Here is a 14,656-nt window from a genome sequence, read left to right on the forward strand (position 1 = left end):
AGTTAACATAATAATTTTATAATAAACCATTTAAAGATTTGTATTCTTCTCTTAACATACTATAACGATAACGATGAATGAACTTCCCTTGACGTAATCGATCATTTCTCATTAGTCCTTCACAAACAAAACCTGCCTTTTCATAACTCTTTCTAGCTTGAAAATTATCTTCATCTACACGTAGCCAAACTTTTTCTAATTTAAATGCAAAGAATGCTTGATATAACATACTATATAGGGCTGCTATTCCATACCCTTTACCCCAGTATTCTTTATTACCAATCGCGATTCCCAGTTCTGCATTTTTATTTGTTTTATCAAAGTTTTTAAGATCTACCCATCCAATATGTATGCCGTTCTCTGCAGTGATGGCTCTTTGTTCATAACCATTTTTTCGATTTATACATGCTTCAATCCATTTTTTCGTATCTTCACGAGTGAACGGTGGATATTGATCTGGTACAACTAAATACTTTGTGACTTTTGTATCTAATGACCATTGATATCGATCTTCTACATCATCTAGTGTCAGTTCTCTTAATTGAACGAATGGAACATTCATTGCGCTATCCCCTTTTTTATTTTCCTATAGAAAATCCTTCGAATATTCTGCCTCCATACTGTTCTAGCGTTTTTTCTACAAAAGTAATTAATTTTCTTTTTTCTCCCGTTGTATAAAAATGATCGAACGCCGCTACAAATTGGTCTGCGTATTGTTCATCATATTTTCTAAGTACCCTAATAAACCATTTTGAATTTCCAAGCCAGCTACCATTTACCCTTAATACATATTCATGTAATAATTCAGCTAATAAATTAGCGATAAATAATTCTTCTTCTCTTTTTGATGCACCAATAAAATCATCCAAAGTATCTGTAATAAAATAACGTTTTTGCTTCATCGTTTCTTCGGACCATTTAGCAGGTCCTTTATTTAGTAAATCATTTGCTTCTCTTTTTAATTTCTCAATCATTTCATTGTCACCTTTTAATACAATCCCCTCTGAAACTAATTGTGGCAATGAAGGTCTCCCGCGATCACAATCCATTTTAAAAAAGGTTTTATACGTTTCAAAATTATGTACAAACACTTCAACAGGCCATCCATTACTATAGAAAGATTCTCGATAACAAGACGTTAAACTATGATCAACTATTACAATGTCCAGATCAGATGTTTTTGTCGCTTCTCCTCTTGCAACGCTTCCTCCAAGTAAAGCTACATCACAATTCGGAAATTGTGATGTAATTATGCTTTTTGCCGCTTCCATTGCTTTCATAACCGTTCCCCTTTTCTTATTTCACTTTCTTTTTTTCAGCTCTTTCTCTCGCTTTTTTTATATACGGTTCTGCGTCTGGTGTTTTGCATGATGTTGCCCCGTGATCAACCTGTACTTTTCCAATTTCACGTGCAATTTCAATCGCTTTTCGCTCTAAGTGTTCATTACGAATACCTATCGCAATTAAAGCACTATTCATCGCTTCTTTTTTTCTATTTTTTTCATTATGTATATTTGCTTTAATTTCTTCTAAATACGGTGAAAAGAAATCATCATATAACGTTTTATTTTTAATCGCTATATTTGCTAATAAAGACCAACCTGCTCTTCCAATCCATTCATCATCAGATTTTGCCCATTCTTCCATTCTTTCTATCGCAATTGGCGACGTACAAATAGCCGTCATCAAAACGTCCATTAAACAATAATAATCAACTTCCTGTACCCATTTATTTAGCAGTTCTGTCGTAACTTCCTTTGGATCTAATACCATTGTTGCTAAAGTCATTGCATCCATATTTTTTGTTTCCCATAATAAAATTGCTAAATCATGATCTTTTTTTATCTTCTTTTTTAACAATTTTAAATTGGCAAAACTAACTCCGAATAGTGGCTCTTTCGCTCCGTGATTTTTATACGTTTTACAATTTTGTTCTGTTCCATATTCCTCTAGTTGCTGCATTACTTCCTCAAGTAACATATATCCACCTCTTTAACTTTTATGTTGACTTCATATATATATATACGATACATTCTACATTACTTTTTAGTTTTCCTATATTTATTTTTTAAATACGGTATGTGAAATTTTATAGTTCTACAAATAACTAAAACACCCACGAAAAACCTGTACATTTTACATATACAGGTTTTCATTTTATCCATTTCCCATGGTGTAAGAAATAGACTATGAAAGCACTTTTATTTGTTTAATTCTCTCTTTATTTTTTGTAAGCTCTTTACATCTGACCACTCTTCTATAGAGCCTGCGTCCGGAAAAACTGTAACTACATTAAAATTCGTACCTTTTTCTTTTCCAATTTTTTTAGCGGCTAATAAATTCGCTGCCGCAGACGTTCCTATTTTCATACCAGTTTCATTATAAAAACGTGCCATTTCATACAAGGTTTCTTCATATGAATAAGTCCATTTTTTTTCTATCAAATTATCTTCCTGTTCTATGAAATGTTGTTTCCTCCCTAAGCCGAACCCACCTGAACCAGCATATTTCTTTAAATCATTTGGTGGTTGTTCGGAACCATAAGGCAATTCAGCAGGCATTACTAAATGTAGCTCAACATTTTTTGTATAATTCTTTACTGCTTTATAGACCCCCATTAGAGTTCCACCAGTACCAGCAGATGCTACCCATGCGTGTATTGGTTTTCCGTTCATTTGCGCAATAATTTCTTGGCCTGTACCTTCTATATGACTTGATAGATTTGCATTATTATAATGTTGGAATAAAAAGTATAACTCGGGTTTTTGTTTGCTAATCTCAATTGCCTTTTCAATTACTGCGTAAAAACCCATACATTTATCAACTAAAATCACGTTAGCTCTATAATGCTCAAGTTCATTTAATAGTGATTTACCAGTTCCGGAACTTAAAACTAACGTACATTGAATTCCTAAATAATAACAAATACGCCCGATTGATCTCGCTAAGCTTCCACCACTATATTCTAAAATAGATTGTTTTTTGTCCGCTTCTTGTAAATATTTTTGAATCATTCCAAGTGCTGCTCTATCCTTAATCGATCCTGTAGGGTTGTGCCATTCACATTTAGCATAGATAGAAAGATCCTTCGTTTCTTCGCATTCTAATTTCATGAGAGGTGTATTCCCAACATTTTTAGCAAACTCATCAAAATGCTTTAATGTCATACTTCTATATCTCCTTCATAAATCATATTTATTATATTTTTTTAGCCAAAATACTTTTTACATTTTCAATACTCTCTTAACTAAATCTTCTTATATAAAAATCCCTACAATGCTGTAGGGATTTATGTCTAAATCATTTTGTTACACTCCTTACATACGAAAAGAGCTTCTTTATTCAAATGCATTCATAAGCACAATTCTCCAACCATCTGGATCCTCTATTGTGGTACCTTTCTCTAGCCAATACGGATTTTCTGGTTCCACCTCATGGTAGCCCATATTACTTAATCGATTCACTATTTTTTCAATTTCATCTTTATTAGGCATATAAAAAACTAGTAAATTATCTTTTGTTGGTGCCGGACATGGACTTCCATTAACATGCGTTGTAAACTCCAAATGATACTCGGCATCCGGTAATCCAAACATAACTCCATCATATCCTTCATGATTGTGAAATTCTCCTATACGCTTTAACCCTAACCCCGTCTCATAAAAGCTTATAACTTCTTCAAACTTATCTGTTGGTCTTGCAATTCTAAATTGAACCCAATTCTTCATGCAAATCTCCTCCTTTTCATTTTCCAAAGCTTTATAGTAATCATTATAGGTTACATATATTTCCTTTAACATCCCTCATTAGTGTGAGAACTGCCTAAGTTGAAAGACCTATTAGTTTATAAATAGTAGGACTTTAGTATTAAATTCATATAGAATTAATTATAAAAATATAGAGATAAAATAACTATCCCTTCCTTAAAGAGAGTTATTTGTCATGTCAAAATCATAACAGTAGCTGTTGGCTCTGCCGGTATTGATATGACTCTTTCGTTTGTAGTTTGGGAATTCAGAGATGAAAAAACAAAGCAGTTCATCTCATGCTAGAATACGACCTACAGACTCGCTTTAATATAGGTTCAACCCATAAAGAGCCTGTATTATTAATAGAAGAATTTAATTTAATTAAATTTAATACTTGAAGAGTTTGTAAAGAAGGATTAATACGTGGCCAATCTTCATTTTAAGAGCAATAGCTATGTTAAAAGACATTAATTGGAAAGTTGCTTTAAAACAAAAATTATATACATGATATACTTAAATTCATACATAATTTTATACAAACCACTTTTCTTATATAGAAAAGTGGTTTGTATATTTCCAGAAAATTTTTGTTACAAAATCACGCTACATATTTCATTAAACTGCAACTACTCATTTTCTTTTTTCTTCTTTTGCTCCTCAGATGGCTCTTCTGTTGGATCTGGTTCTTGTTCATCCTTTTTGTTTAACTCATTATTTTTTTCTTTAGCAGGATCTTGTTTTTCATTCTTTTCCTCTTGTCTTTGCTCAGAAGGTTCCTCCGTTGGATCTGGCTCCTTTTCATCCTTTGGAGCTGGATTACACCCGATTAACAATCCTACTGTGAATATGCTCGTCATAAATATAGAAAGCATTTTTTTATAATTCAATTAAAGCACCTCCTAAAATTAATATCCCTTGTATTGTTTCCAATATATAATTCAATTTATCCAATTTTTTATGACGTTTCTTTAAAAATGACATTCCTTTAAAATCTTGCATACTTTTTGACAAACTTTCTTGCACTTGTAAAAAATTTTTTTTGCATTTCCATACCTATAATTGCTAATATAGTAGAGTAGAACTTTTATAGAGAGAAGGAAAATTATGCACAATGGAATTCGAATGACAACTTTAGTGAAAAGGGCTATGTTGATTTGCGCGGGGGTATTATTTACATACGAAGCGGCTTTAGGTTCAGCACATACTGCTCTAGCAAGTACAGAGGATGAAGCAAAATCTGTTCAACTTGTAAGTGAAATTCAATCATCTCTTGCACCGAAAGAAGCTCCAAAACAATATAATGGGCAAGTTAGAAAAGTAGCTTATTTAACATTTGATGATGGTCCTGGAAAATACACAGCTGAGCTTTTAGATATGTTAAAGAAAGAAAATGCAAAAGCAACATTCTTCCTTATTGGTTCAAATGTAAAAGCTTTCCCTGACCTTGTAAAACGCGAAGATGCTGAAGGCCACTACGTTGGGATGCACAGTATGACTCATAACTACAAAAAACTTTACACAGAAGGTCATTATGTAGATGAGATGAAGGAAGACCAAGGCTTAATCGCTGGCGTTCTAGGTAAATCGCCAGTATTAACTCGTCCATCTTACGGCTCAATGCCAGGATTAAACGAAGCGCTTCGTAACAAAGTTGTTGAGAATGGGCTAAAAGTTTGGGATTGGACAATTGATTCATTAGACTGGAGATATAACACAATGCCTGTTGACGCTGCATCAGCTAAAATTGTACAAAACGTTATTAATGGTGCAAACAAGCCAACAGAAGTTATCCTTATGCACGACATTCATCCACAATCCGTAAAAGCAGTACCTGGTATTATTAAAGGGCTGAAAGAAAAAGGATATGAATTAGAAGCCTATAATGAGAATGAACACTTCCCATTAAACTTCTGGCATGATAATCGTATGTAATGAAAAAGACTTGATTTCCTCTAGTAGGTTATTGAGTCTTTTTTATCGTTTTGGAAATTCTCTCATATAGAAAACCGGATCAAAAAGATGAATCGAAAATTAAGAAAAAGAAACGAAAAGCAAAAAAGATTGCACAAGCGACTTATACGAAATTAAAACATATATATCAAAATACAGTAAGAAATTATGGATTGAATATACAAATTCAATCCTATTTTTTATATTATCAACACTTTAGCACATATTACTCTTAAGGAGTGATATGTGTATGGATTTTCTTTCAACTGAATATTTGTCAGCCTTGCTTGCCATTATTGTAATTGATTTAGTTTTAGCGGGGGATAATGCTATTGTAATTGGATTAGCAGCAAGGCGATTACCGAAAGATCAACAAAAGAAAGTGATTATATGGGGCACCATCGGGGCAATTGCGATTAGAGCCCTCGCTACCTTAGTTGTCGTTTGGTTGTTAAAAATACCAGGGTTACTTCTAATTGGTGGTGTACTCCTTATATGGATTGCTTACAAATTAATTGCTGAAGGCAAAGATCATGATATTAAGGCAGAAGAAGGATTTTGGTCTGCTATTAAAACTATTATTATTGCTGATGCATTAATGGGTATAGACAATGTTCTTGCTGTTGCAGGAGCTGCGCATGGCAATTTCTCTTTAGTAATCATCGGGTTATTAGTTTCTATTCCTGTAGTAGTATGGGGCAGTACATTAATTTTAAAATGGGTAGATCGTTTTCCTGTCATCATTACGATTGGAGCAGCAGTTTTAGCTTATACCGCTGCGAAAATGATTGTAGACGAGAAATGGTTTGCTGCATTTTTTGAGAGTAATCCTTTAATTAAATGGGCATTCATCATTGTTATCATTTTCGGTGTAGTGTTCCTTGGAAAGATGAAGCAAAAAACTAAAGATAATACTATATAATGCCAATGTAATTTTAGTTACAAACAAAAGCGCTACTCATATGAGTAGCGCTTTTTAATATTTATTTAGCTTCCCCTTCCGGAGCCGTTTTTACCTTCGTTTTGTTTTTATCACGATTGTTATAGTTATACTTCGAACGATCTACTGGAGTGAAACCTTCTGGTGTGTAGAATCGTAATAAGTCACCATTTACGACTTGGTCAGAGTATTTTAACGAGTTTTGAACCATTTGTTCATTTTGTTTTATTTCATCTGTAAATTCTACTGGATTTCCAGTCGTTGTATCGTAGTATTTGCCGTTTAATGCAGTAACAGTTGGGCTTACGAAGTTGCCGTTACGGAACGCAACAACTTGTTTATGATCTGGTGATAATAAATCTGAACCAAATTGAACATAATTTTTTGTATCTGTTCCTAGTAAGTGTAAAAGAGTTGGAAGGACATCAATTTCACCACCGTATTGATGTTGTACGCCACCTTTCACACCTGGTACACGAACGATTAAAGGTACACGCTGTAACTGTGCATTTTCAAACGAGTTAATTTCTTTACCCATTACTTTTGACATTGCTGCGTTATGATTATCTGAAATACCGTAATGGTCTCCGTACATAACGATAATAGAATTATCGTATAAACCAGATTGTTTTAAGTAATCGATGAAACCTTTTACAGATTCGTCTAAATAACGTGCTGTTTGGAAATACGTATCTACAGATGAGTCACCTGTGTTCGCTGGTTCAATTGTCGCTTCCTCTTTATCAATTGGATACGGGAAGTGATTCGATAACGTAATAAACTTCGTATAGAACGGTTGTTTCAATGTTTCTAATAACGGAATGGATTCATTAAAGAATGGTTTATCTTTTAATCCATAGTTTACTACATCTTTTTCATTCATATCATAGTATGAAGCATCAAAGAATTTATTAAAACCAAATGATTTATAAACATCGTCACGGTTCCAGAATGTTTTATAGTTACCGTGGAATACTGCTGATGTGTATCCTTGTTGTCCTAAAATTGCTGGTGCTGATTGATACGTATTATGAGATTTCGTTGTAAAGACAGATCCTTGTGGTAAACCAAACATTGAATTCTCTAACATAAACTCCGCATCAGATGTTTTTCCTTGTCCTGTTTGATGGAAGAAGTTATCAAAGTAAAGCGTATTCGCATCTTTTGTGAATGAGTTTAAGAATGGCGTAACTTCTTGACCATTTAATTTATAATCGATTAAGAAGTTTTGGAATGACTCTAAATGAATATAAATTACGTTCATTCCCTTTCCTTTACCGAAATACTCAGGATTTGGACTTGCGTAAGTTGATGTTAAATAATTTCTTACTTCTGTCATATTATCTCCATCAGCTAACGCTCGTTCGGTTGATGCTTTCGCACTTTGAATACCATCATAAATTGTATAGTTATATGCCCCTAAATATTTCACAATATAATTACGGTCAAATGTTCTTGTTAATAATTCAGGACGGTCAGATTCTGCAAGTCCTAAGTTAACACTGAATAATAAAATACCTGCTACAAATACTAGAGATACTTTATGTTTCGCAACACGAATTGGTTTTGGATTTGCAAATTTCGTTGCTACTAACACAATTAAAATAATTGTATCTAAGAAATATAGCGGATCATAAAGATGTAGCAACGCAATAATACTACCACCTAAATCTCCAAAGTTATTCGTTTGTGTTAATGTTGGGAACGTAATAAAATCGCTGAAAAAACGATAATATACTACGTTTGCGTATAAAAGAATCGACAATAACAAATTAATGATAATTAACCAAATATAAGATCGTTTCCCTTTTGCAAATAATGCAAGTCCTAAAAATAGAACTGCTGAACTAAGCGGATTGAAAAACAGCAAGAATTTTTGGATTGTGTTTGAAATTCCTAAATTAAATTCCGTTACATAAGCTGCATATGTTTTGAGCCAAAATAAAATAACGGCAAACAGAAAGAATCCAAAATGATTGCTTAGCACACTTTTGCTTTTTAATAAGAATTGTTTCATTTCTCCACCTCTTTTGATCATCCAAGGCTTATTTTTTTATAAGTCTGTCTCTCTATTCAATTTTTTATCTTCAAATAGATTTTATCTATTTAACTATATGAAGAATACTAGTAATTATAATTTGAAGCTAGTATTTATTCAACTATTTCTTTCCAGACATTTTGACCTTGGTTTCTATTTAACAAAATAAATTTGTAACATTCCCTGTTTTCTCCCAAGATTCATCCACTAATTATGACATCACATACTATATACCTTTATTCACTGCTTCGCAAATAAATATGTCTCCAGTTCTGGAACATTAATGTAATATAATTAAATTCATATTTGAAAGCATGTGTTTTTTTCTATGTATATTAAACCTCTTCACGTATTTCAAGTATATTCATACCTCAGCCATTCCTCTATATGCAATATCAAAATCTCTCCCCCCTTCACTAAAGCTATTGTTGAATAATTATTCATAATCCATAAAAATAATGATTATAAAAAACCCTCGCTCTCATAACGAGAGCGAGGGTTTTTTATATTTATTATTGACCTTTGTACATTGCATCTACTTGTTTTTGAAGTTCTTCATTTTCTAAGAACTCATCGTAAGTAGCCTCTTTATCGATTACACCGTTTGGCGTTACTTCGATAATGCGGTTTGCAATTGTTTGTACGAACTGATGGTCATGAGATGTGAATAACATTGTACCTTTGAATGCGATTAAGCCGTTGTTTAATGCAGTGATAGACTCAAGGTCTAAGTGGTTCGTTGGATCGTCAAGAGTGATTACGTTTGCACCACTTAACATCATTTTAGATAGCATACAACGAACTTTTTCTCCTCCAGATAGTACAGAAACGTTCTTCTTAACTTCTTCACCTGAGAATAACATACGGCCTAAGAAACCACGTAAGAAGCTTTCTGACTCATCTTGTGGAGAGAATTGGCGTAACCAATCAACTAAGTTGGAGTCACTGTTCTCAAAGTATTTAGAGTTATCTCTTGGGAAGTAAGATTGAGATGTTGTAACGCCCCATTTGAATGAACCACTATCTGGCTCCATCTCACCCATAAGGATTTTAAATAATGTTGTCATCGCAATATCGTTACGACCGATAAATGCAACTTTATCACCTTTATTTAAAGTGAAGTACACATTATCTAACACTTTTTCGCCATCAATTGTTTTAGAAAGACCTTCAACTGTTAATAAGTCATTTCCTACTTCGCGTTCTGGTGTGAAGCCAACGAATGGGTAACGACGTGATGATGGTCTAATATCATCTAATGTAATTTTATCTAAAAGTTTTTTACGAGAAGTTGCTTGTTTCGCTTTAGATGCGTTTGAGCTAAAGCGTGCAATGAAGTTTTGTAACTCTTTTACTTTCTCTTCTTTTTTCTTATTAGCATCTTGTGTTAATTTTAAAGCTAATTGGCTTGACTCATACCAGAAGTCATAGTTACCAACATAAAGTTGAATTTTACCGAAATCAAGATCAGCCATGTGCGTACAAACTTTATTTAAGAAGTGACGGTCATGGGATACAACGATTACTGTATTTTCAAAGTTCATTAAGAAGTTTTCTAACCATTGAATTGCTTTTAAGTCCAAGTGGTTGGTAGGCTCATCTAGTAATAGAATGTCCGGTTTACCGAATAATGCTTGAGCAAGTAATACTTTTACTTTCTCTGACCCAGTTAATTCTGACAATTTCTTATCATGAAGATCTTCACCAATACCAAGTCCTTTTAGTAAGATTGCAGCTTCTGACTCAGCTTCCCAACCGTTAAGCTCAGCGAACTCACCTTCAAGTTCAGCAGCCCGCATACCATCTTCATCACTAAAGTCTTCTTTCATGTAAATGGCATTTTTCTCTTGCATTACTTTGTAAAGTTGCGTGTGACCCATAATTACTGTTTCTAATACTGGAAACTCTTCATATTCGAAGTGGTTCTGTTTTAATACTGCTAGACGCTCACCCGGCGTAATATGTATATCACCTGTTGATGGTTCAATTTCTCCAGATAAAATCTTTAGAAATGTCGATTTACCAGCACCGTTCGCTCCGATTAAACCGTAGCAGTTACCTGGCGTGAATTTTATGTTAACATCTTCAAATAATTTGCGATCCGCGAAACGCAAACTAACGTTACTTACTGTAATCATTTGTGTCCTCCTACTAATACCGCTTATTTCAGCGTTTTCTCACCGATTGTCTTAAAAATCGCATATAACGACTCAATTATTGTAGACTATAGCTATTATATAGTAGAAGCTGGATGAATAGCAACGGTTGATTGCTATTCCTTTCTTTTCAAACTTGAATAAAACCTTTATTTTTAATTATATTAAAGTTACATACACACTTTAAGGTAGTTTTATTTTGAAGAAAATATTTATAATTGGAGCATTATGTTTGTCAATTACTTCCTTAACTGCATGTAGTAGTAACAATACAAAAACACCCACTGAATCAAAACAAGAGAAAAAAGAAACAAAAGTAACTGTCGATTCGATTATCACTGAGTTTAAAAATGCTGGTCTCCAAGTAGAAAATCCAACTGATCTTCCGCAAAAAGAATTTGGTAACCTTCAAAAAGAAGGAAAACGTATTGTCGTACCAGCTCTTGGTGAAGATAAAGGCGGTCGATTATTCGAAATTACAAAGAAAGAAGACCTAGAAAAAGTTAAGAAATATTACGATGAATTAGGAAACTCTGCTCCTATGTTATTCTCTCATACACACGGAAAAGGCAATTTTCTTTTACAAATGAATGGCGATATGAAAGATGAAGAGTTTGCAAAATATAAAGACGTGATGGACAAATTTATTAAATAAAAGAATCCCCTTTTAAAAGGGAATTCTTTTATTTTCTTTTGCTTAATTTCTTTGTATAACTTTTCATTTTACTCGTTAACCCTATTAAAGCAGGTAACAATATTGGCATAACAATTATAGCTAATAGTAACAACGCAACGCCAACTACGGATGCTACTTGTATAAGCGTCAATACACCTGAAGGGATTAATGCAGCAAATGTACCACCTAAAATAAGTGCCGCTGATAATACAACTCCCCCTATGTGACGAGATGCATTTACAATTTTCGTCGCTGGGTCCCCTTCTAACTCATTGTATCTCATCATTACAAAAATACTATAATCCACTCCTAAAGCGACAATCATTATGAAACTAAAGAATGGAACATTCCAGCTTAATGAATCTACATTTAAAATATGCGTACTAATTTGTTCACTTATACCTAGCGATGCAAAGTACGCTAATATTAGCGATCCAATAATAAAGATTGTGTTTAATAATGAACGTGTAATCACGATTAATACGATCGCAATTCCAATTAACATAATTGTAGCTGTACGTAAGAAATCTTGCCCATTTACTTCTTTTAAATCAACGTTTCTAGCTGTTGTTCCTCCGATTGCTGTTTTCGTATTATTTAATTCCGTCCCCTTCAAAGTACCATCTATCGTTTTATTGATTTCTTGAATAATCGGCATCGCTTCTTTTGAATATGGATTTACGTCTAAAATGATTGTCATTTTAGCAGTCTTTCTATCATGTGACATGTACGTATTCAAAGCTTTTTGGAAATCTTCTCCCTCTAAAACTTCTTTTGGAATATAAAACTTCTCAGAGCTTTTTGATTCATTTAGCTCGCCTAAATATTTCTGTGCATCATTCAGGCCGTTACTTACTTTTCCAAGTCCTTCTGTACTTTTAGATAAGCCTGATTGTAATTGCCCCATTTTTTCTTGCAAGTCTTTCAGTCCGGTTAATAGCTGGTCTTGCCCATCATTTATTTTTGTTAATCCGGTTTGTAACTCAAATGACTTGTTCGCAATTTGTTTTGAACCTGAAGCACCTTCATTTAATCCATTTTTAAGCTCAGTTGCTCCTTTTTGTAACTGATTAACTCCATTACTCATTTCTTTTAAGCCGTTATCAACTTTCAATAACGATTGATTCGCTTCTTTAAATGAACCCATAGCTGCTTTATGCTGCGTCGCTAATTCATTTAATTCTTTTGATAGTACACTTAATTGCTTTTGAGCCTCTTTAGCAATTCCTATCGTTTGCAGTATGTTCGGATCATTTACTAATTCCGGTTTCGTTTGAACAAAATTGGTCATTAACATTTCAATTTGTTCGTATCCTTTTTTCGCACCGTCAATCGCTTGAGAAATACTTCCGAAGTATTGATCGTAAGAACTTAAACCTTTTTCTAACTGTGCATAACCAGCATGCAGCTGCGACGTTGCATTAGATAATACACTTATATTTTCATTCACTGAAGTTAACCCGCTCTCAATTTGCTGTGCTCCTTGTGCACCGTCGTTTATACCATTTGATAATTGAGTTAAAGCTGTTCCTAATGCCGATACCCCATTTTTCGCCTCGTTCGTTCCATCAATTAACTTTTGAACATTTGAGAGACCGTCTGAGTCATTACCACCCATTTTATTTTTAGCATCCGTTAATCCATCATTGATTTCTTTTATGCCACCATTGGCATCTCCTAATCCTGTATTTAGTTCTCCTGCTTGTTTATTTATATATAGTTCTTTTATCTTATCTCCAGTTGGACGTGTCGGTGCATATACTTCTGAAACACCTTTAACTTTCGAAATTTTATCAGTTAACTCATCTAAAGTTTGTAGAGACGTTCCTTCATCTAATTTTTGGTTTGATTGAATCACTAACGTACTTGGTGAAGAAAAGCCAGGCGGAAAATGATCTTCTATTACGTTAATCCCCATCTTTGATTCGTACTTATTGTCTACTTCAAATAAGTCATTGTAATTAAGTGTATTAGAATATTTTAATACGAAAGGAATCGATATCACGAATACAATAATTAAAACTACAAATGGTCTTGCTACTGAGTTTTTCGCAAAGAATCCCCATAGGCGACTGTCTTCATGACCTTTAAATGTTTTAACTGGATAAAACATTCCTTTTCCTAAAAGCACCATGAAAAATGGATTTAAAGTGGTTAAAACGAGTAGTAATACTAAAACACCAATTGCTACCGCTGAGGTAGATTGATATAATTTAAAACTCGCTAAAGCAAGTGATGCAAAACCAATAAGTACCGCTATCCCGCTATACAATACAGTTTTACCTGCCGATTTAAATGTTTCTTTCGTAGCTAAAAATGCGTTTTCTTGTTTACTTAATTCTTCTTTAAATCTCGTAAATAATAAAATGTTATAGTCTGTTCCCACTCCAAACAGAACGACTACTACGAAGACTTGCGTAAAGTTTGAAAACGGAAAATTAAATTGATCTACAAGATGAGCAATAATCCCCATTGAAACTAAGTACGATACCCCAACTGTAAGAAGAGAAACAATCGGAACAACAGGTGAACGGAATACAATGATTAATACTACAAGAATGAAAATGATTGAAATAACTTCAGTCTTTTTCACCCCTTCTTGAGAAGATTTAAGAAAATCACCCGCTATTAAGTCACTTCCTGTTAAGTACGCTCTTACCTCTTTCGTTTGCACTTTTTCATGAAGATTATTTGAAATTTTCGATATTTCACCATGTTTTTTATCTATCGATATTTGCGTTAAAATAGTCGTATTATCTTTAGAAACTAATTGTTTCTCCAAGTCTTTATTATCTAAATGTGAAACAACTTCCTTTATTCCTAATTGCTCTTTTTCATTTTGCAGGGCTTCGATTATTTTTGTTATTTCCTCTTTTTGCTTAGTTGTTAAAGCTGTTTTACTTCCACTATTAAAAACAGCTATAATGTCATACTTTTCAGTCCCGTCTTTATCCATTTCTTTTATCATTTTGTCAGCAATACTACTTTGTTCTGTATTAGGAATCGTAATGTGCCCTTTTTCTTTCACTAATTTATCCATATTAGGCATCGTTACGATCATTGTAATAGTAATAACTATCCATAATAGAAAAGATAAACTTCTCCAATTTTTTAGCTTGCTCATTTTAATCATCTCCCGTTATGAAA

12 protein-coding genes are annotated in these 14,656 nt (G+C 33.4%); 3 read left to right on the top strand and 9 right to left on the bottom strand.

Features of this window, described 5'->3' with window-relative positions:
• Positions 1–16: 16 nt before the first annotated feature.
• From ACQVV1_RS24490 to ACQVV1_RS24515, 6 genes are all read right to left on the bottom strand, one after another.
• Entirely contained in the window at positions 17–562 is a 546-nt protein-coding gene (locus tag ACQVV1_RS24490; RefSeq protein WP_242252884.1) for a GNAT family N-acetyltransferase, read from the bottom strand.
• A 16-nt stretch (positions 563–578) separates the two neighbouring features.
• Positions 579–1,280 carry a nucleotidyltransferase domain-containing protein gene (locus ACQVV1_RS24495; RefSeq protein WP_431169637.1) on the bottom strand — a complete coding sequence of 234 codons (702 nt, stop codon included), beginning with the start codon at positions 1,278–1,280 and terminating at the stop codon, positions 579–581.
• 16 nt (positions 1,281–1,296) lie between these two features.
• Entirely contained in the window at positions 1,297–1,980 is a 684-nt protein-coding gene (locus tag ACQVV1_RS24500; RefSeq protein WP_431169638.1) for a DNA alkylation repair protein, read from the bottom strand.
• Between the two features lie 221 nt (positions 1,981–2,201).
• Entirely contained in the window at positions 2,202–3,167 is a 966-nt protein-coding gene (locus ACQVV1_RS24505; protein ID WP_309258943.1) for a pyridoxal-phosphate dependent enzyme, read from the bottom strand.
• Positions 3,168–3,338: 171 nt separating this feature from the next.
• A complete protein-coding gene (locus ACQVV1_RS24510) occupies positions 3,339–3,728 on the bottom strand; it encodes a VOC family protein (protein WP_242252876.1) in 390 nt (129 codons plus the stop codon).
• Positions 3,729–4,375: 647 nt separating this feature from the next.
• Positions 4,376–4,636, bottom strand: a complete 261-nt coding sequence (locus ACQVV1_RS24515; RefSeq protein ID WP_001106983.1) for a hypothetical protein — start codon at positions 4,634–4,636, stop codon at positions 4,376–4,378.
• A gap of 217 nt (positions 4,637–4,853) precedes the next feature.
• On the opposite strand from ACQVV1_RS24515, the gene ACQVV1_RS24520 reads away from it, so the two are divergent.
• On the top strand, positions 4,854–5,681 hold the full coding sequence (locus ACQVV1_RS24520) for a peptidoglycan-N-acetylglucosamine deacetylase (protein WP_309258944.1): 828 nt from the start codon (positions 4,854–4,856) through the stop codon (positions 5,679–5,681).
• 268 nt (positions 5,682–5,949) lie between these two features.
• Positions 5,950–6,621, top strand: a complete 672-nt coding sequence (locus ACQVV1_RS24525) for a TerC family protein (protein WP_309258945.1) — start codon at positions 5,950–5,952, stop codon at positions 6,619–6,621.
• Positions 6,622–6,682: 61 nt separating this feature from the next.
• Here the strand turns inward: ACQVV1_RS24525 and ltaS are convergent, their stop codons facing one another.
• Together ltaS and ACQVV1_RS24535 are read right to left on the bottom strand one after the other, a co-directional pair.
• Positions 6,683–8,656, bottom strand: coding sequence for a lipoteichoic acid synthase (gene ltaS / locus ACQVV1_RS24530; RefSeq protein ID WP_063225374.1), 1,974 nt, complete (start codon positions 8,654–8,656; stop codon positions 6,683–6,685).
• Between the two features lie 533 nt (positions 8,657–9,189).
• A complete protein-coding gene (locus ACQVV1_RS24535) occupies positions 9,190–10,815 on the bottom strand; it encodes an ABC-F family ATP-binding cassette domain-containing protein (RefSeq protein ID WP_063225373.1) in 1,626 nt (541 codons plus the stop codon).
• A 217-nt stretch (positions 10,816–11,032) separates the two neighbouring features.
• On the opposite strand from ACQVV1_RS24535, the gene ACQVV1_RS24540 reads away from it, so the two are divergent.
• On the top strand, positions 11,033–11,488 hold the full coding sequence (locus ACQVV1_RS24540; protein WP_396022991.1) for a stress protein: 456 nt from the start codon (positions 11,033–11,035) through the stop codon (positions 11,486–11,488).
• A 28-nt stretch (positions 11,489–11,516) separates the two neighbouring features.
• Here ACQVV1_RS24540 and ACQVV1_RS24545 read toward each other — a convergent pair whose 3' ends face one another.
• Entirely contained in the window at positions 11,517–14,633 is a 3,117-nt protein-coding gene (locus ACQVV1_RS24545) for an MMPL family transporter (RefSeq protein ID WP_431169639.1), read from the bottom strand.
• Positions 14,634–14,656: the final 23 nt, after the last annotated feature.

This window comes from Bacillus basilensis (assembly GCF_050630465.1).
Taxonomy (GTDB): domain Bacteria; phylum Bacillota; class Bacilli; order Bacillales; family Bacillaceae_G; genus Bacillus_A; species Bacillus_A basilensis.